Origin of the sequence: Burkholderia sp. WP9 (assembly GCF_900104795.1) — a bacterium.
GTDB lineage: Bacteria > Pseudomonadota > Gammaproteobacteria > Burkholderiales > Burkholderiaceae > Paraburkholderia.
Map to the genome: position 1 here is coordinate 3,159,026 of NZ_FNTG01000001.1, position 18,783 is coordinate 3,177,808.

Annotated in this window: 19 protein-coding genes; 3 read left to right on the forward strand and 16 right to left on the reverse strand. The window is 63.5% G+C overall.

Annotated elements, in window-relative coordinates:
- Positions 1-61 precede the first annotated feature (61 nt).
- The 4 genes from ptsP to BLW71_RS14015 all read right to left on the reverse strand — a co-directional run bounded on the left by ptsP (position 62) and on the right by BLW71_RS14015 (position 5,605).
- Positions 62-2,626, reverse strand: a complete 2,565-nt coding sequence (ptsP, locus tag BLW71_RS14000; protein WP_177205035.1) for a phosphoenolpyruvate--protein phosphotransferase — start codon at positions 2,624-2,626, stop codon at positions 62-64.
- Between the two features lie 38 nt (positions 2,627-2,664).
- The gene (locus tag BLW71_RS14005) at positions 2,665-3,672 is read right to left on the reverse strand and encodes an SIS domain-containing protein (RefSeq protein ID WP_091796844.1); all 1,008 of its coding nucleotides are present in this window, start codon (positions 3,670-3,672) and stop codon (positions 2,665-2,667) included.
- Complete coding sequence (gene nagA / locus BLW71_RS14010; protein ID WP_091796845.1) at positions 3,665-4,768, reverse strand: N-acetylglucosamine-6-phosphate deacetylase; 1,104 nt, start codon at positions 4,766-4,768, stop codon at positions 3,665-3,667. Before nagA ends, BLW71_RS14005 begins: the two co-directional genes overlap by 8 nt.
- 102 nt (positions 4,769-4,870) lie before the next feature.
- Positions 4,871-5,605, reverse strand: a complete 735-nt coding sequence (locus BLW71_RS14015; RefSeq protein ID WP_091796846.1) for a GntR family transcriptional regulator — start codon at positions 5,603-5,605, stop codon at positions 4,871-4,873.
- 373 nt (positions 5,606-5,978) lie between these two features.
- Between BLW71_RS14015 and BLW71_RS14020 the strand changes: the two genes are divergently transcribed.
- Positions 5,979-6,905 carry a bifunctional helix-turn-helix transcriptional regulator/GNAT family N-acetyltransferase gene (locus BLW71_RS14020; protein ID WP_091796847.1) on the forward strand — a complete coding sequence of 309 codons (927 nt, stop codon included), beginning with the start codon at positions 5,979-5,981 and terminating at the stop codon, positions 6,903-6,905.
- Positions 6,906-6,917: 12 nt separating this feature from the next.
- Here the strand turns inward: BLW71_RS14020 and BLW71_RS14025 are convergent, their stop codons facing one another.
- Together BLW71_RS14025 and BLW71_RS14030 are read right to left on the reverse strand one after the other, a co-directional pair.
- Complete coding sequence (locus BLW71_RS14025; protein ID WP_091796848.1) at positions 6,918-7,730, reverse strand: MetQ/NlpA family ABC transporter substrate-binding protein; 813 nt, start codon at positions 7,728-7,730, stop codon at positions 6,918-6,920.
- Positions 7,731-7,983: 253 nt separating this feature from the next.
- Positions 7,984-9,807 (reverse strand): methyl-accepting chemotaxis protein, encoded by a 1,824-nt coding sequence (locus BLW71_RS14030; RefSeq protein ID WP_091796849.1) that lies wholly within the window; start codon positions 9,805-9,807, stop codon positions 7,984-7,986.
- Between the two features lie 253 nt (positions 9,808-10,060).
- On the opposite strand from BLW71_RS14030, the gene BLW71_RS14035 reads away from it, so the two are divergent.
- Entirely contained in the window at positions 10,061-10,351 is a 291-nt protein-coding gene (locus BLW71_RS14035; protein WP_091796850.1) for a YciI family protein, read from the forward strand.
- A gap of 66 nt (positions 10,352-10,417) precedes the next feature.
- Here BLW71_RS14035 and BLW71_RS14040 read toward each other — a convergent pair whose 3' ends face one another.
- The 5 genes from BLW71_RS14040 to BLW71_RS14060 all read right to left on the reverse strand — a co-directional run bounded on the left by BLW71_RS14040 (position 10,418) and on the right by BLW71_RS14060 (position 14,532).
- On the reverse strand, positions 10,418-11,035 hold the full coding sequence (locus BLW71_RS14040; protein WP_091796851.1) for an SCO family protein: 618 nt from the start codon (positions 11,033-11,035) through the stop codon (positions 10,418-10,420).
- A 4-nt stretch (positions 11,036-11,039) separates the two neighbouring features.
- On the reverse strand, positions 11,040-11,945 hold the full coding sequence (gene cyoE, locus BLW71_RS14045) for a heme o synthase (RefSeq protein WP_091796852.1): 906 nt from the start codon (positions 11,943-11,945) through the stop codon (positions 11,040-11,042).
- Between the two features lie 6 nt (positions 11,946-11,951).
- Positions 11,952-13,061, reverse strand: coding sequence for a COX15/CtaA family protein (locus BLW71_RS14050; protein WP_091796853.1), 1,110 nt, complete (start codon positions 13,059-13,061; stop codon positions 11,952-11,954).
- Positions 13,062-13,083: 22 nt separating this feature from the next.
- Positions 13,084-13,746, reverse strand: coding sequence for an SCO family protein (locus tag BLW71_RS14055; RefSeq protein WP_091796854.1), 663 nt, complete (start codon positions 13,744-13,746; stop codon positions 13,084-13,086).
- Between the two features lie 69 nt (positions 13,747-13,815).
- Entirely contained in the window at positions 13,816-14,532 is a 717-nt protein-coding gene (locus tag BLW71_RS14060; protein ID WP_091796855.1) for an SURF1 family protein, read from the reverse strand.
- Between the two features lie 111 nt (positions 14,533-14,643).
- Between BLW71_RS14060 and BLW71_RS14065 the strand changes: the two genes are divergently transcribed.
- Positions 14,644-14,853, forward strand: a complete 210-nt coding sequence (locus BLW71_RS14065) for a twin transmembrane helix small protein (RefSeq protein WP_007179452.1) — start codon at positions 14,644-14,646, stop codon at positions 14,851-14,853.
- Between the two features lie 163 nt (positions 14,854-15,016).
- Here BLW71_RS14065 and BLW71_RS14070 read toward each other — a convergent pair whose 3' ends face one another.
- From BLW71_RS14070 to ctaD, 5 genes are all read right to left on the reverse strand, one after another.
- A complete protein-coding gene (locus BLW71_RS14070; protein WP_091796856.1) occupies positions 15,017-15,874 on the reverse strand; it encodes a cytochrome c oxidase subunit 3 in 858 nt (285 codons plus the stop codon).
- Positions 15,875-16,005: 131 nt separating this feature from the next.
- Positions 16,006-16,215, reverse strand: a complete 210-nt coding sequence (locus BLW71_RS14075; protein WP_091796857.1) for a DUF2970 domain-containing protein — start codon at positions 16,213-16,215, stop codon at positions 16,006-16,008.
- 35 nt (positions 16,216-16,250) lie between these two features.
- Complete coding sequence (locus BLW71_RS14080; protein WP_091796858.1) at positions 16,251-16,865, reverse strand: cytochrome c oxidase assembly protein; 615 nt, start codon at positions 16,863-16,865, stop codon at positions 16,251-16,253.
- A gap of 42 nt (positions 16,866-16,907) precedes the next feature.
- Positions 16,908-17,042, reverse strand: coding sequence for a cytochrome oxidase small assembly protein (locus BLW71_RS42020; RefSeq protein ID WP_091796859.1), 135 nt, complete (start codon positions 17,040-17,042; stop codon positions 16,908-16,910).
- A gap of 115 nt (positions 17,043-17,157) precedes the next feature.
- Positions 17,158-18,771: a cytochrome c oxidase subunit I gene (ctaD, locus tag BLW71_RS14090; RefSeq protein ID WP_091796860.1), complete on the reverse strand. Its 1,614-nt coding sequence runs from the start codon at positions 18,769-18,771 to the stop codon at positions 17,158-17,160.
- Positions 18,772-18,783: the final 12 nt, after the last annotated feature.

Here is an 18,783-nt window from a genome sequence, read left to right on the forward strand (position 1 = left end):
TCGTTGAGTCTTGTAGCTCGGGTTAATGACTGAGCGAAGCCGGCTGCGGACCGTGTGGGGTTCAGTCCAAAGGCCAGGTTTCGCGACTTGCTGCCCTTACCGCCTGCGCCGATTCGAGCGCGAGAGCATCCTGCGCGCGTTGACGGCACAGCTGATAATCGAGGTTGCGCACGCGCGCCTTGATGCCCGGCACCGACACCGGGTCCACCGAAAGCTCGGTCACGCCAAGGCCGATAAGCAGCGGCATGGCGAGCGGATCGCCCGCAAGCGCGCCGCACACACCGACCCATTTGCCGTGCTTGTCGGCACCTTGCACGGTGGCTGCGATCAACCGCAGCACAGCCGGATGCAAGCCGTCCGCCTGGGCGGCGAGGTCGGCCTGGCAACGATCCATGGCGAGCGTGTATTGCGTCAGATCGTTGGTGCCGATCGAGAGGAAATCCGCGTGTTGCGCGAGTTGATCGGCAAGCAGCGCCGCCGACGGCACTTCGATCATCACGCCGACTTCGATTGGCTCCGTGCGGCCCGATTCGCGAGCGAATTCGTCGATGCGTTTGCGGATCCGGATCAATTCGCCGACATCGGTCACCATCGGCAGCAGGATGCGCACGGCGCCGAGAGGCTGCACCGCGAGCAGACCACGCAACTGGTCGTCGAGCAGGTCCGGGCGCACTTGCGCGAGGCGGATGCCGCGCAAGCCGAGCGCGGGATTCGGCTCGGGCGGCAGCGTCAGATAGTCGACTTCCTTATCCGCGCCGACATCCAGCGTGCGGATGATCGCGGTGCGACCGCTCAACGCGTCGACGATTGCCTGGTAGCTCTGACGATGTTCGTCCGTGGTCGGCGCAGCGGCGCGGTGAATGAACAGCAGTTCGGTGCGCAACAGGCCGACGGAATCGGCGCCGTTTTCGACGGCGGTCTTCGCGTCGTCGAGCGTGGCGATGTTCGCGGCCACTTCGATCGCGCGGCCATCGGACGTGACGGCGGCTTGCTGCGAGGTGCGGCGATTGGCTTCGCGCACACCGGCGAGACGGGTGCGTTCCAGACGTGCGCGTTCAACGTCGAGCCCGGTCGGCGCGAATTCGAGGCGGCCGGTCGTGGCGTTCACCACCACTTGCGTGCCTTCGGGAATCGCATGCAATGCGTCGCCGACTGCCACCAGTGCGGGAATGCCCGCCTGACGCGCGAGAATCGCCGCGTGCGAAGTCGCGCCGCCGCGCGCCATCACCAGCGCGGTAACGCGCGAGCGATCCAGCGTCGAGAGATCGGAAGGCGTGAACTCTTCCGCCGCGAGCACGGCTTCTTCCGGCAACGTGCGCGCCGCGGCGTTCGTATAACCGAGCGCGCGCAGCACGCGCTTCTCGATGTCGCGCAGGTCGGCAGCACGCTCCGCGAGCAACGCGTCTTCGATTTTCGAAAGGATGGCGATCTGCGCACGGATCGCTTCGCGCCATGCAAAGCCGGCGCTCTTGCCGAGGCTGATCAGATCGCGCGCCGCGTCGAGCAGCGTGGGATCTTCGAGCAGCACGCGGTGTACCGCGAAAATGCCCGCTTCGCCGACCGCGCCGCGCTGCGATGCGTCACGCACGGTCGTGCCGAGGTCCGCATCGACGGTGGCAATCGCCTTGTCGAGCAGGCGGCTCTCCGCAGCGGACGTACCTGTCGCCTTCTCCGGCGGATCGATGTCCGCGTCGTCCCAGCGCACCAGTTTGCCGACCGCGATGCCCGGTGCGGCGCACACGCCGGCGAGCGTATTCGGAGCGAGCGCTTCGCCCGCCGGACGCACCACGGCTTGCGGCGCCGGCGAACTTTGGCGTGCCGGTTTATCTTCGACTTCGCCATGCGCTTCGCGCGTCAGTTCGTGAGCAATGGCTTCGATCGCGGCTCTCGCTTGCGGGCCGACGCCGAGCAACTCGACGGTCGCGCCTTCACCCGCGCCGAGTCCGAGCAAACCCACCACGCTTTCGATCGCCGCCTTGCGCCCTTCGTAACGCACTTCGACGCGTGCGTCGAAACCGCGCGCCGCTTCACGGGCCCGCGCCGCCGGACGTGCATGCAGACCGCCTGCGTGGACCAGCGTGACTTGCTGACGGGCTTCTTCCGCCACGTTCGTCACACCAGCCTGGCGTGACGCCTCGGCCGCCGCGCCACTGCGCGCGCGCAGCACCAGCAGCGGCGTTTCACCGGCTTTCAGCAGGCCGCCTTGCACGCGCTCGACGATCTCGAACGCGTCGGAATTGGCAATCGCCACCACCGACACGAGGCTCGGCGCATTGAGCGCGACCTGATCCTGATCGAACTCGATCAGCACGTCGCCGGCGCGCACGTGAGCGCCTTGCGCGACCATCGGCGCAAAGCCCTTGCCGTTCAGCGCGACCGTGTCGATACCGATGTGCAGCAAAATCTCGACACCTTCGGCAGTGGCCAGCGTCACTGCGTGACCGGTGCGCGCGAGATGCGTCACCGTGCCGTCGCACGGCGCGACGAGTCGGCCCTCGAGCGGATCAATACCGATACCGTCGCCGAACATACCGCCCGAAAACACAGGGTCGGGCACGTTCGCGAGCGGCACGACCGGACCGGTCATCGGCGCGAGCAAAACAATATGGCCTTCAGAATGGCTCATCAAGCGGGACTCCTCGACACGTCGCATCTGATTTGTCGTCAGTGAGTTTCGGTGACTTTGTTGAGATGGCGCGGCGCATCGGGATTGCGCCCGCGCGCGGCGGCAAGGCCGGCGGCCATCACGTAAAAGGACAGGATCGCGGCGATCGGATCGAGCGCCGCATGAGCAGTGGTAGCGAGAGGCAGCGTGGCTTCCGGCACGTCGGCCGGCGCCGCGAGCAGGACACGGGCGCCGCGCGCGTTCATGTCGCGAGCGAGTTGCAGCAAGCCCGCCTGTTCCGGACCGCGCGGTGCGAAGACCAGCAGCGGGTAGTCGCGGTCGATCAGTTCCATCGGACCGTGACGCACTTCCGCACTCGAAAACGCTTCGGCCTGAATGCCGGAGGTTTCCTTCAGTTTCAGCGCGGCTTCCTGCGCGATGGCCAGACCCAGACCGCGGCCGATCACGATCATGCGCTCCACGCCGCGCAATTCCTCCACGGCATTCGACCAGTCGAGCTTGCCCGCGGCTCGCAGGGCTTCGGGGAGTGTCTTCAACGCCGCGAGCAGTTCGGCGTCTTTCTGCCAATGCGCGACGAGTTGCGCGGAAATCGACAGCATGGCGATGTAGCTCTTGGTGGCCGCAACGCTCAGTTCCGGACCGGCTTCGAGCGGCAACTCGAATTCGCACGCATCGGCCAAGGGTGAGCCCGACACGTTCACGGCGGCGACGGTCAACGCGCCTGCCTGGCGCAATGCTTCCATCGTGCCGACCAGATCCGGGCTCTTGCCCGATTGCGAGAACGCCAGCGCGAGCTGATCGCGCACCTGCAGCGGCGCTTGCTGGAGCGTCGCGACCGACATCGGCAGCGAGGCGACCGGCACGCCGAGTCGGCTCATCGTCAGGCATGCGAAGTAACTCGCCGCATGGTCCGAGCTGCCGCGCGCGACCGTCAGCGCGACATGGCGCGGCTGCTGTGCAAGCTTTGCCGCGAGGGCCTCGACGCGCGAGGTATCCGTGAGTTGCGCAGCGACCGTTTCAGCAGACGCCAGCGCCTCTTTAAGCATATTCGACAATTGCTTCTCCTTCGACGTAAGTCGCGCTCAACGCCAGTTCACGATCGAACACGACCACGTCGGCCCACGCACCGCGCGCGATGCGGCCGCGGTCCTCGATGCCCAGGTAGTCGGCGGCGTAGCGCGACAAACGGTTCGATACATCGGCGATCGGCAAGCCGATCGACACGAGATTGCGCAGCGCCTGATCCATGGTCAGGGTGCTGCCGGCGAGCGTGCCGTCGGCGAGACGCACGCCGCCGAGGCACTTCGTCACATGCTGGCTGCCGAGGCGATATTCGCCGTCGGGCATGCCGGTGGCCGAGGTGCTGTCCGTCACCACATAGAGACGCGGAATCGCGCGCAATGCCGCGCGGATCGCACCAGGATGGACGTGCAGCAGATCGGGAATGATTTCGGCGAACTCGGCGTGCGCGAGCGCCGCGCCGACGAGGCCGGGATTGCGATGGTGCAGCGGTGACATCGCGTTGAACAGGTGCGTGAAGCCGCAGGCGCCGTGCTTGAGCGCGGCGACGGCGTCGTCGTAGGTGCCGAGCGAATGGCCCAACTGCACACGCACGCCGCGCGCCGCCATCTCGGAGATGATCTCCATGTGGCCGGCAATTTCCGGCGCCAGCGTGACCACGCGAATCGGTGCGATGGACAGATACTTCAGCACTTCGTCCATCACCGCCGAGACCGCCGCGTCCGGTTGCGCGCCGAGCTTGCCGGGATTGATGTACGGCCCTTCCAGATGCACGCCGAGCACGCGCGCGCCGCCGGGCGTGCGAATCCGCGCGTTGTTGCCCAGACCCGCGACGACGCTCATCAGTTCATCGCGCGGCGCGGTCATGGTGGTGGCGAGCAGGCTCGTCGTGCCGTAACGCGCATGCGTGCGGGTGATGGTTTCGATCGCGTTGTCGCCTTCCATCACGTCGGCGCCGCCGCCTCCATGCACGTGCAGATCGATGAAGCCAGGCAGGATGTAGGGCGCGTCGTTGGTCGACGGGTCGACACGTTCGCCGGCGAGCGCCGTGATGCGGCCGTTTTCGAATTCGAGCGTGCCGTGAATCCACCCATCGGTGGTGAGTATGTTTCCGGTCAGCATGAGTCTCTCTGGTAAGGCGTGATACGGGGCGTGACTGAATGAGGCCTGACGGCGGCCGTGCTCCTGGACTCGCGGACTTCGCGCGTGGCTCAGTCGAGCCGCTCAGGTGCGCAATTCAGCGACAAAGTCGTAGTAATCATCGCGGCAATAGGTGTCGGTCAGCTCGATCGCGCGCTGATCGGCGCTATAGCCGATACGGGTAATGACCAGCAGCGCCGAGCGCGGTTCGATATCCATCAACGCGGCGATCTCGCTCGACGCGTTGACCGCGCGAAAGTGCTGCAAGGCGCGCACCACGGCCGCGCCACGATGTTCTAGATAGCTGTAAAGCGAGTCGCCGACGGCTTGCGGGTCGGGCACGATGGCGGCCGGCAGCGCGGAATGCTCGACCGCCATGACAATGCCGTCCGCGCGCCGCAAGCGCCGCAGACTCGCCACCGCCGCGCCTGGCGAGAGTCCGAGATGCACCAGCTCTTCGCGGTTGGCGGCGCGCATATCGCGCTCGAGCCACACCGAATCTGGCCGGAAGCCGCGCTGCTGCATCTTCTTCGTAAAACCGGTGAGACGCGAGAGTGGATCTTCGACGCGCGGCGTGATGAAACTGCCCGCGCCACGAGCGCGCCGGATCAAGCCTTGCTCGACCAGCAACTCGATCGCCTTGCGCGCCGTAATGCGCGACACGCCGATCGCGTCCGAGAGCGTGCGCTCCGAGGGCAGCGCCTCACCCGCTGACCACACGCCGCAATGAATCGCCGTCGCGAGATTGCGCGCGAGCTGCAAATAGAGCGGCGTGACGTTGCGGGCGTCAGGCATCAGTGCGGACCAGCGAGTTTCCATGGGACTCCGGCGGCCGACGCGGAAAGGTAGGCCTACGAAAAATGAGAGCCCATTATATAACCAACATAATACCAGTCAATCGACTGGTTCTATACTGGCATGACGAGGCGCAAAGCCTTGCCGGATAAGGCCGGAAGGGATCTGAGGAGCAGTTGGAACGCGGTTTCTGGAGCCCAGGACTTACCCGTATCCGAGCGTGGGAAGGCGGCTGGGTGGCCGGAGCGCGGTCTTTTCCGCGTAAGAAATAGAACCCTGATCGATACCTTTTTAATACCAGTTCAATCAACCCTTTACCGGTATGGCTTTTGCAAAAGAGAGGCGTTCCAATATAGTGCTGGGAAGCAAGCCATAACATTCCCCCGGGGAGCAGCATTTGACCGATTCCGAGGCGCTGCGGCGCGCTCAGGCCGTCCGCCATTTCAACCGCTTCTACACCCAGCACATTGGCGCACTCCACGAGCACCTGGCAAAGAGCGCGTTCTCTCTGACCGAGGTGCGCGTGTTGCACGAACTCTACCGCGGACGTGCGCAAACAGCCTCGGTGCTCGGGCGTGCGCTCGGTCTCGACAGCGGGTATCTCAGCCGCCTGTTGACCAGTTTCGAACGGCGCAATCTGATCACGCGCCGCCCGTCTGAAACGGACGCGCGCCAGTCGCTGATCGCCCTCACCGACAGCGGCCACGCCGCCTACGCGCCGCTCGATACCGCGGCGATCGAAGAAGTGTCTGTATTGCTAGCAGGCCTCCCGGCGCTTTCCCAGGAGCAGTTGATCGCCGCGATGAAAATCATCGAACGGCTGCTCGGTAAGGAGCCAAAGCATGAACTCGTGATGCTCCGCCCGCCGCGCCCGGGTGAATGCGGCTGGCTCGTGCATCGGCAGGCGCAGTGGTTCGCCGCGCAATACGGCTGGAATCAGTCGTTCGAAGGATTGCTCGCGCGGGTCGTCGCCGATTACACGCAACGCAACGATCCGGTGCGGGAGATGTGCTGGGTCGCCGATCAGGAAGGGGTCGTGGTCGGCTCGGTCTGTGTCGTCGGGGTGTCGACGACGGTGGCGGGTGTGCGGCTCTTATGGGTCGAGCCCGACGTGCAGCGCCTCGGCGTAGGCACCCAATTGCTGAGCGAATGCGTGCGTTTCGCGCGGCGCGCGGGCTACACGAAGCTCACGCTAACAACGGCCACCTCGCTGGAACAACCGCGGCGCCTGTGCGAGCGCGCCGGTTTCAGGCTTGCCAGCGCGGCGGCTGAGTGCCGCTTTGGCAAGGATCTGACGATCGAGCGATGGGAACTGGAACTGTAGAACGCGTCGCTCTTAAAACGACGGCACCACCGAACCCTTGAACTGCGTCTTGATGAACTGGCGCACGTCTTCCGACTGATACGCGGCAACCAGCTTCTTCACCCACGGCTTGTCCTTGTCCTGCGTGCGCACGGCAATCAGGTTCGCGTACGGGCTATGCACGTCTTCGAGCGCGATCGCATCTTTGGTCGGTTGCAGGCCGGCGGCCAGCGCGAAGTTCGTGTTGATCGCGGCGGCATCGACGTCCGACAGCGAGCGCGGCAGTTGCGCGGCATCGAGTTCGACCAGCTTGATCTTCTTCGGATTCTCGGCAACGTCGAGCGCCGTCGCGTTATTGCCGTTCGCGCCCGCACCGGCCTTCAGCTTGATCACGCCTTGCGTTTGCAGCAACAGCAGCGCGCGATTTTCGTTCGACGGATCGTTCGGCACCGCGACCTTCGCGCCTTGCGGCAGGTCCTTCAGCGACTTCAGCTTCTTCGAGTAGATGCCGAGCGGCGAGATGTAGGTGAGACCGGCGCTGACGATCTTGTAGCCGCGCTGCTTGATCTGGCTATCGAGGTACGGCTGATGCTGGAAGCTGTTCGCGTCGAGATCGCCTGCGTCGAGTGCGGCGTTCGGCTGCACGTAGTCGTTGAATTCGACGACCTTCACGTTGAGGCCTTCGCGCTTCGCCACTTTCGTGACGACTTCCCAGATTTGCGCATCCGGGCCGCCGATCGTGCCGACCTTGATCACTTTGTCGTCGGCGTGCGCGCCGAAGCTGGTAACGATCGCCGCACCGGCGATGACTGCCGAGAGGGCTTTGAGGATGTTTCTGCGCTGCATGTGATTCTCGCTGTTTCTAATCAATGACCTGGCCGACGATTTCATCGACGGCTTATCGAGTTCTGATCGATGTCAGATTCGGGTGGAAGCCGGCGGCAAAGATTGCTTCTGGCAATGCGCCGCCAACTGGACCTCAAATGGTCTCATATGCCCGGCGAGATGGGAAATACCGCGATCGCATATGGTTATGCGCGCCGAACGGCGTTGAACCGCCAGCGCGTGAAAGCGGCAAACGGTCGGCGGCACATGGAAATCAGAAGGTGGTCCATTCATCATCGCGCGGCGTGGCCTTGGCTGCTTCTGCCGCTGCGCGCGGCTTGCCAACCGGCTTTGCGCTCGCAACGGCGGCAGTTGGTGCCGGAGCCGGCGCCGCAGCCGCTTTCACTGGCACCGGCAGCTTCGGTTCGGCGCGCGACGATGCCGGCGCAGACTGCGCAGCCGCGCTGACTTCGCGAGCAGCCGCCGTGTGCGTCGTAGCCGTCACTCTGCGTGCCGCGAGCGCAGCCGAACTCTGCGAACCACCGTCCGTGCCGCTCAAGCGAAATGCGCTCACCGTGTCGCGCAAACGCCCCGCCTGATCCTGCAACGAAGCCGCCGCAGCCGCAGCCTGTTCGACCAGCGCCGCGTTCTGCTGCGTCACTTCGTCCATTTGCGTGACGGCGCGGCCGACCTGGGAAATACCGCTGCTCTGCTCTTCGGAAGCGGCCGCGATCTCGCCCATGATGTCGGTGACGCGCTGCACGGCTTGCAGAATCTCGCCCATCGTCGTGCCGGCCTGCTGCACGAGCGTCGAGCCGTTATGCACGCGCTCGACCGATGCGCTGATCAACTGCTTGATCTCCTTGGCCGCCGTTCCCGAGCGCTGCGCGAGGCTGCGCACCTCGCCCGCGACGACCGCGAAACCGCGCCCCTGCTCACCGGCGCGCGCAGCTTCCACGGCGGCGTTCAACGCCAGAATGTTGGTCTGGAATGCAATGCCTTCGATCACGCCGATGATGTCCGCAATCTGCCGCGAGCTGTCGTTGATCTCGCCCATCGTGCCGATCACGCGGCTCACCACGACGTTGCCACGCGTCGCGATTTCGGACGCGTTATGCGCGAGTCCGCTCGCCTGCCGCGCGTTGTCGGCGTTCTGCTTGACCGTCGCGGTGAGTTCTTCCATGCTCGCCGCCGTTTCCTGCAGCGACGCGGCCTGCTGCTCAGTGCGCTGCGACAGATCACCGTTGCCCGCGGCGATCTGCTGCGTAGCCGAGGCGATAGATTCCGCCGAGCGACGAATCTCGCCGATGGTCCGCTGCAAACGGCTCTGCATTTCATGCATGGCCGCCATCATGCTGGTCTTGTCGTGCGGACGAACGTCGACCACTTGGGTCAGATCGCCTTGCGCGATACTCGCCGCGAGCCGCGCCGCCTGGTCCGGCTCGCCGCCGAGACTCGCGCGCACGTTGCGGATGATCAGCACCATCGCAAGCGAGATGATCGCGCCGATCACCAGTACGACGACGAGGTGGCCGAGCAGCGTTTGGTAGTACGCCGTATCGATGTCCTTGATGAACACGCCGCTCGTGATGTTCCAGTCCCAAGGCGCGAAGCGCACCACATAACTGAGTTTCGGCACGGCGGTTTCGGTGTGCGGCAGGCGCCCGCGATACTGCGCGAAGCCGCGGCCGCTTGCCTTGGCCGCGTCGACGATCGCCACGTACAGGAGCTTGCCGTCCGGATCCTTGAAGTCGCCGACCGCCTTGCCGGTCATTTGCGGCAGCGTGGGATGCATCAGCACCACCGGCTTCGAATCCATCACGAACAGATAGCCGGACTCGCCGTAGCGCATGGTCGCAAGGCGGGCGAGCGCTTCGCGCTGCGCATCGGCCGCACTCATCCTGCCGCTCTGCGAGAGCGCGTAATAGCCGCTGACAATGCCTTGCGCAGCATCGACCAGATTCACCATGCCGGCCTTGCGCTCGGCCAGCATCGTGCTGCGCGTTTCGACCGCGCTCCACAGCCCGACACCCAGCAGTCCCAGCCAGACGAGCGCAAGCGACAGCCATAGTTTGCGATTCAAACTCATCCTGCTCATTGTTGTGGTCTCTCTTCGTGTGATTCGTGTTTCGTTCGCAGTCGCAAGCACACGGTTTCGCGTCGCGCGCAAACGATTGCTAGCGAGATAACGGCATGATTTACCGACAACTTGAGAGACGCTGTAAGGAGAGCGCCGGCGTGGTCCGGCGGTCTGCACGCAGGTTGATCGCGCGCAACGAATCGTGCCCTGAACGATAATCCGAAGCTGCGGTCGCGTTCTGGCGGCGCATTCCCTTGCTCGAGAAGACACCATGTACGTTATCGACCTCATCTACACCGCATCGCTCGAACGTATCGACGACGCATTGGAAGCGCATCGCGCATTTCTGGCGCGGCAGTTTGAAGCAGGTGTGTTCGTCGCCGCCGGACCGAAAGTGCCGCGCGACGGCGGCATCATTCTGGCGGTGCGCATCGAGCGCGATAAGCTGGATGAGATTCTCGCCAGCGACCCGTTCGCGCAGCAGAAGCTGGCGCGTTACGAGGTGACGGAGTTCAAGACGACGCGGCTTGCGCCGGGGTTGAATCTGCCGATTCCGACCTGAGAGGAGTAAAGCGAGGGGCGTTGAAAACGGGCGCGATGTGGCGTGCGCCCGCCATGGATCGGTGCGTCAGTCGAGCAGCAGCTTGATATCGTGCACCCACGGCGTTGCGCCCTGGCCGTCGCGCGCGAATAGGCGCAGCTTGCCGTCCGTGTCGAACACATAGCTTGCTGCCGTGTGATCCATCGTGTAGCTATCGGGCGTCTTGCCCGGCACCTTCGCGTAGTAGACGCGAAAGTCTTTCGTGATTTTGGTGAGTTGCGCCTGATCGGCCGGGCGCAAGCCGACGAACGTCGAGTTGAACGCCGGCACGTATTGCGCGAGTAGAGCCGGCGTATCGCGCTCGGGGTCCACGGTAACGAACAGCACCTGCACGCGCTTTGCGTCTTCCGGGCCGAGTTGCTGCAACGCTTGCGACAATTCGGCCATCGTGGTCGGACAAACGTCCGGACAATGCGTGTAGCCGAAGAACAGCACCACCACCTTGCCCTTATAGTCCGCCATGCTGCGCAGATGCCCGGACGTGTCGGGCAACGAGAAGTTGCTCCCAAACTGCGTATTGCCGGTGATGTCGAGATTCTGGAATGCCGGCGGCTGCTTGCCGCAGCCTGCCACCAGCAAGGCGCCGCCGAGCGCGCAAGCTATCACAGCGGCACGCGCCGTACGCGCGAAGCGGTTATTGAGCATGGTATTACGCGCCGATCACGACGCGCGCATAGTGGTCGATCAGCAGCGCGGCGAACAGCAGCGACAGGTAGACGATCGAATAGCGGAAGGTTTTGCGCGCGAGGTCGTCCGAGTACTCGCGGTAGATCTTCCACGCGTAGGCGAGGAACACGGCGCCCAGCAGCACGGCCGCCACGAGGTACACCACACCGCTCATGCCGGAGACGAAGGGCATCAACGTGACCGCGAACAGAATCACCGTGTACAGCAGAATATGCAGGCGCGTGTACTTCTCGCCGTGCGTGTTCGGCAGCATCGGCAGGCCGGCGTTTTCGTAGTCTTTGCGGCGATACAGTGCAAGCGCCCAGAAATGCGGCGGCGTCCACACGAAGATGATCAGCACCAGAATCCAGGCATCGCCCGGCACGTGGCCGGTGACCGCGGCCCAGCCTAGCGCAGGCGGCATGGCGCCCGAGGCGCCGCCGATCACGATGTTCTGCGGCGTGGCAGGCTTGAGCAGCAGCGTATAGATGACCGCATAGCCGACAAACGTGGCCAGCGTGAGCCACATGGTGAGCGGATTGGCGAACGTATAGAGCGTCCACATGCCGAGGCCGCCGAGCACGGCCGAAAACAGCAGAATCTGCGCGGTGGTGATTTCACCGCGCGCGGACGGCCGCCACGAAGTGCGGCGCATTTTCGCGTCGATTTTCTGTTCGACGAGGCAATTGATGGCGAACGCCGCGCCGGCCAGCAACCAGATGCCGACCGTGCCGCCGATCAGCGGAGTCCAGGGCACCATGCCGGGCGTCGACAGGAACATGCCGATGACAGCGCAGAACACGGCGAGTTGCGTGACGCGCGGCTTCGTCAGGGCGATGTACTGGGAGACCCGGCTACCGGGCGTTTGGGAAAGTGTTGTGCTGTCCATGTGGAGTCACGCTGGCGCGGCATCGCGCGCAGGGAACACGGCGCGGCCGGGACGGCTATAAGCGATCCGAAAGTTTAACATAACGAGCAGAAGCAGCAGGATTGCGGCCCCACCGTTATGCGCCACCGCAATGGGCAACGGCCATTGCAGAACGATGTTCGAGAGGCCCGTAATGAACTGGATCAGCACCACCAGCAGCACGCCGTTCGCCGGCCGCCGCAGCGACTCGAAGCGGCGTAGTTTCAACGCCAGCCAGACCAAATAAGCAACCACGACGATCGCGAATGTGCGATGCGTCCAGTGAATCGCCACCAGCGCGTCCTGGGTGATCATGTCGCCGTTGCCGGTCATGCCGAGCGCACGCCACAGGTGGAAGCCGTGCGCGAAGTCCATGGGAGGAACCCATTGGCCGTTGCAGGTCGGGAAATCCGTGCACGCGAGCACCGCGTAGTTCGTGCTGACCCAGCCGCCCAGCGCGATTTGCGCGATCAGCAGCACGAGGCCCGCGAGCGCGGCCGCGCGCCAGCGCGCGGCTTCGGGTTCGAACGCGGGCAACGGCGTCTGCCGCGCGGCCAGCCAGCCGAGCGTGCCCAGCAGCGCGAGGCCGAGCAGCAAGTGCGTCGTCACGATGATCGGCTGCAGCTTCATCGTCACCGTCCACGCGCCGAACGCGCCTTGCACCAGAATCAGCAGCAACAGCGAGGTCGGCCACCATGGCGACACATGCAGCGGACGCCGTTTGACGCGCGCCGTCCACGCGATGATGGTCTGCGCGATGATCAGCACGCCGATCGCCATCGCAAAGTAGCGGTGGATCATTTCGATCCACGCCTTCGTCATGCTGACCGGTCCGGTAGGCATTGCCTGATGCGCGGCCGTGATCGCCGCGTGCGCGATGAACGGCGACGACGTGCCGTAGCAGCCCGGCCAGTCCGGACAGCCGAGCCCGGAATCGGTGAGCCGCGTGAAGCCGCCGAACATCACCAGGTCGAGCGTGAGGAAGGTGGTGAGCCAGACCAGCTTACGGAATTTGTTGTCGTCTGCCTTGACCCACACGTAGGACAGCGGCAACAACGCGATACACAAGCCGATCAGGGCCAGTTGCAGTACGAACATCTCTCTTACCTATGTTGCGGCATCAGCCGATGCTCGACCATTTGAGCAGCTTGGTCACGTCGCCCTTGATCTTGCTGGGGTTCGGATCTTTCGGGAAACGCATCATCAGATTGCCGTTCGGATCGACCATGTAAATGTGGTCGGTGATTTGCGTGCCGTTCTCAGTGGGCAGCCACGCGGACACCTGTGCCGGATCGGCGATCATCATGTTGGTGTCGGGGTAGGCCTTTTGTATCACGTCTGCGACGTTGCCTGCATCGGTACGCAACCAGACTTCCACGACGCGTTCGCGTTCCGGGCCCTGAGCTGCGCGGATTTGTCGCATGAAGTAGAGCTTGGTGGCGCAGGCTTTGTCGCACGCGCTGTTGTCGACCGAGATCAGCAGCCAGCGGCCGCGCAGCGTTGCGAACTTGATGGGCTTGCCATCTTCGCCCGTCACCACGAGCGAATCGGGAATCGGGCGTTGCGGTTCGACCAGCGTGCCGTAACTCGTGCTGCCGCCGGTCGGCTTGATCACGTAGTACGTGAAATACGACACGGCGATCGGTGCCGCGCAGATGATCGCCAGCAGCAGCAGAATCCAGCGGCCGCGCTCCCACGATCCTTTGCCGTTGGGTTGGCCGGGCATGGGCTTGGGCGCTGCGGGTTTGCCGGCTTGCGGCGAACGGGGAGATTGCGTCGACACTACAGGACCTCTTTCAATGATTGCACGGCGCCGCGGCCTAGCTCGGGCCACGAAGCCGCATGTGCTGCGTTACACGCCCGGCGCGTGCTCTTTCTTCGCGGCACGACGCGCGGCATAAAGGCCGAAGACGAGCGCCGCGGCCGCCATGCCCCACCACTGGAACATATAGCCATAGTTGCGCTCGACACCGTTGGTGGGCGCGGGCCAATCGCGCACCAGCTTGTCGCCGTCGTCGCTCAACTGCTGAATCACGAACGACTGCAGCGGCAAACCGGTTTCCGCAGCGTACGCGGCGGTGTCCAGATTCTGGCGGATCAGTTGATGCTCGGCCGAACCACCCTGCCCCAACTCGTATGCGCGCGACGCGTCGGCCCGCGCAATGCCTTCGATCTCGATTTCGCCTTGCGGCGTCGTATACGGCGCGATGGTCTCGCGATTGTTCATGTTGCGCGGCAGCCAGCCGCGATTGACCAGCACGTAGCCGCCGTCGGCCAGTTTAAAAGGCATCACGACGTAAAAGCCCGGCTGGTCGTTATACGGACGATTATCGAGGTAGACGACTCTATCCGCGACGAAACTGCCGCGTGCCTTCACGCGATGAAACTCGATGTCCTTCAATGCGACCGGCGCGGCGCTCACCGGTTGGGCGGGCGCGTTCTCGAACTGCGTGATGTGCGCTTCGAGCGCTTCTTTCTGATGCGCGCGGTCACGTTGCCAGAAACCCAACCGCACCATCACCACGATCACCAGCAGAATCAACAGCGCGGGAACGAGGCGGATCTTCATCGGGCACGCTCCACCACCACTCGCGGCGCGATGGGGAACGTGCGGCAAACGCCGGCGCGCGGTGCGATAATAAATGTCTTGCCCCTGCGCTTCCTGATTTCAGCTGGTTCCATGCACATTCTCGTTCCCATCGCCTTCGTCCTGATCATCGCCAGCATGGTGTCGGCGCTGTACTTCATGATGCATGACAAGGGCAAAACCAAGCGGATGGTCTGGTCGCTCGCCACGCGGGTGGGCCTGTCGATCTCGCTATTCCTGTTCATCCTGTTCGCTCATTGGATGGGTTGGATTCAATCGACCGGCATTCCTTACGGGCGCTGAGCCCGGCGGAAAAATCCCCACGCCGCCAAACAAAACGCCGCCCTGACAGGGTCGAGGGCGGCGCTGCATAAGCCTTGCATACTGCTCGTGCGCCGCGTCCTGAAGGACGTTGCGCGAACGGCCTGCACATTCCGGGTTGCCGGTCGGCGCAGGCCAGACTGCGTTACAGCCAGTACACGACGACGTACAGCCCGAGCCACACGACGTCCACAAAGTGCCAATACCAGGCCGCGCCTTCGAACGCGAAGTGATGGTCCGCCGTGAAGTGACCGCGGATCATACGCACCAGCACGACTGCCAGCATCGTGCCGCCGAGGAACACGTGGAAGCCGTGGAAGCCCGTCAACAGGAAGAATGTCGAACCGTACACGCCCGACGACAGCGTCAGGTTCAGTTCGTTGTACGCGTGGAAGTACTCGAAGCCTTGCAGGAACAGGAAGCAGACGCCGAGCACGAGCGTTGCAGCCAGCCAGACGATCGCCTTCTTGCGATGATTTTCACGCAACGCGTGGTGCGATACCGTCAGCGTCGCGCCCGAGGAAAGCAGCAACGCCGTGTTGATGGTCGGCACCGGCCACGGTTGCATCGACTTGAAGGTCGAGACCAGCGCTGCCGGACCGTTGTTCGGCCACACGGCCGAGAAGTCCGGCCAGATCAGCTTGTAATCGAGGCTGCCCAATTGATGCAACGCGATTTCGCGCGCGTAGAACAATGCGCCGAAGAACGCGCCGAAGAACATGACTTCGGAGAAGATGAACCAGCTCATGCTCCAGCGGTACGACTTGTCGACATTCTTGCCATACATGCCGCCTTCCGACTCGGCGATCGCGTCGCCGAACCAGTGCCACAGCGTAAAGAGCAGCCACAACAAACCGGCGACGACGCCGATCGGCGCCCAGTCATGTTCGTTGATCCAGGCCGCAAGCGATCCGAGCATGACCAGCAACCCGGCGGCGGCGCTGATCGGATGCCGCGACGGATGCGGTACGAAATAGTACGGGCTCTCGTTTTGACCGCTCATTCTTGATTCTCCACTTCAGTCCAGTTGTTCCGGAATCTCCGGCTGTATCTTCGGCGGCGCGTCGATACCGCACCGCTTCGCTCTAATTGTTGGGCGCTGCTTCGCCCGGTGCTACGTCTGCGCCCGCTGCTTCAACCTACCACGGCACGCACGATCAGAATCAACGCCACGATAAAAATGGCCGCGCAGATCAATGCTGCCGCGATCACGTGCAGCGGGTTCAGCTGCGTGGCGTCTGCCTCCAGATCGCGGCGCTTGCGCACTCCGAAAAACGACCAGAAGACCGCACGCATCGACTGACCAAAGCTGCTCTTGCGCGGGCTGCCGCCGTTATCGCTCATCTTGTTTCGTCTTCCTTCGTCTGCGGCACGAGCCGTCAGGCGGGATTGCCGGTGGTGGCCGCCGTATTGGCCGTGGGTGCTGCGTTTCCGGCCTTAGCCGCCGCCGGCGTATTCAATTCAAAAAACGTGTACGACAACGTGATCGTCTTGACGTCCTTCGGCAACTTCGGATCGACCACGAACACCACCGGCATCCGCTTCGTCTGATTCGCCGTCAAGGTTTGCTGCGTGAAGCAAAAACACTCGATCTTCTTGAAGTACTCGGTGGCCTGCTTCGGCGCGTAGCTCGGAATGGCTTGCGCCTGAATCGTGCGCGCCTGTTCGTTGCTCACCTCGTACATCACCGTTGTCACTTCGCCAGGGTGCACGTCGAGACTACGCTGCTCCGGCTTGAAACCCAGCGGGCCGCGCGCGTTCGCATCGAATTCGATCGAAATCGTGCGGCTCATGTCGACCTGCGTATTCTTCGCCTCGCGCGCCGTGGCATCGCGCTGCACGAGGTTGTTGATGCCGGTGATCTGGCAGATCGCACGGTACATCGGCACCAGCGCGAAGCCGAAACCGAACATCATCAAGGCGACGATGAACAGCTTGATCAGCATCGAACGGTTAAAAGAGCGGTCGGCTTGAGCCGGCGGTTGCGTCGACATCTCAATCCTCAACAAACCTGCAAACTGACTCGAACCGCTTTGTCAGGAGAACCACTTCTGATGAATGATGACGCTCGCGAAAAAGACCGCGGCGATCAACAACATCACGAAACCGATCCGCCGGTTACCCGCGCGAATCTGCTCGGGCGTACGTCTTTCTTGAGGATTGCGCGTCATGCTCGACTTTCTGAATACTTTTCGTGACTACGGACGCCGCCACTACCTTCGTGATCGCCGGCTCAGGTAACCAACTGCTGCGCTGCCCGAGCCGGCAATCTCACCAACTTATCGATTACTCGACGGTCGGCGGGTTTTCGAACGTGTGGAACGGAGCCGGGCTCGGCACGGTCCACTCGAGACCCGTTGCGCCGTCCCACGGCTTGTCGCCAGCTTTTTCGAGTTCGCCGCCGCCACGGTAGGCCGGCAGTGCAACCGCGAACAGGAAGTAGACCTGCGCCAGACCGAAGCCGAACGCGCCGATCGAGATGACCTGGTTCCAGTCGGTGAACTGCGCCGGGTAGTCAGCATAACGACGCGGCATACCTGCGAGGCCGACGAAGTGCATCGGCAGGAACGCGAGGTTGAAGAAGAACATCGACGCCCAGAAGTGAATCTTGCCGCGCGTTTCGTTGTACATCCAGCCGGTCCACTTCGGCGCCCAGTAGTACCAGCCGGAGAACAGCGCGAAGAGCGAGCCCGCCACCAGCACGTAGTGGAAGTGCGCCACCACGAAATAAGTACCGTGATACTGGATGTCGAGCGGCGCCATGGCCAGCATCAGACCCGACAGGCCGCCGAACGTGAACACCAGCAGGAAGCCGACTGCGAACAGCATAGGCGTTTCGAAGCTCAGCGAACCGCGCCACATCGTCGCGACCCAGTTGAACACCTTCACGCCCGTCGGCACGGCGATCAGCATGGTGGCGTACATGAAGAACAACTGGCCCGTCACCGGCATGCCGGTTGCGAACATGTGGTGCGCCCACACCATGAACGACAGAATCGCGATCGACGAGGTTGCGTACACCATCGAGCTGTAGCCGAACAGCGGCTTGCGCGAGAACGCCGGAATCACCTGCGAGACGATCCCGAACGCCGGCAAGATCATGATGTACACCTCGGGGTGCCCGAAGAACCAGAAGATATGCTGGTACATGACCGGGTCGCCGCCGCCTGCCGCATTGAAGAACGACGTGCCGAAGTGGCGATCGAACAGCACCATGGTGATCGCGCCTGCCAGAACCGGCATCACGGCGATCAGCAGGTACGCGGTGATCAGCCACGTCCAGACGAACATCGGCATCTTCATCAGCGTGAGGCCGGGCGCGCGCATGTTCAGGATCGTCACGACGATGTTGATCCCGCCCATGATCGACGAAGCACCCATCAAGTGGACCGCGAAAATCGCGAAGTCCATGCCCGGGCCCATCTGCGTGGACAGCGGCGCGTACAGCGTCCAGCCTGCGGCGGTCGCGCCGCCCGGCGAGAAGAACGAACCGACCAGCAGAACAGCCGCCACCGGCAGGAGCCAGAAGCTGAAGTTGTTCATGCGGGCGAAAGCCATGTCCGATGCGCCGATCTGCAGCGGCACCATCCAGTTCGCGAAGCCGACGAAAGCCGGCATGATCGCGCCGAACACCATGATCAGGCCGTGCATGGTGGTCAACTGGTTGAAGAACTCGGGACGCATGATCTGCAGACCCGGCTCGAACAGTTCGGCACGGATCATCAGCGCCATCACGCCCCCGGAGAGGAACATGGTGAACGAGAAGATCAGGTACAGCGTACCGATGTCCTTGTGATTGGTTGCGAACAGCCAACGGCGCCAACCATGCGGCGTTTCGTGGGCATGGTCGCCGTGCACGTGCTCGTGGCCCGCGACTACATCGTGTCCGATGCTAGACATGACAATCTCCTA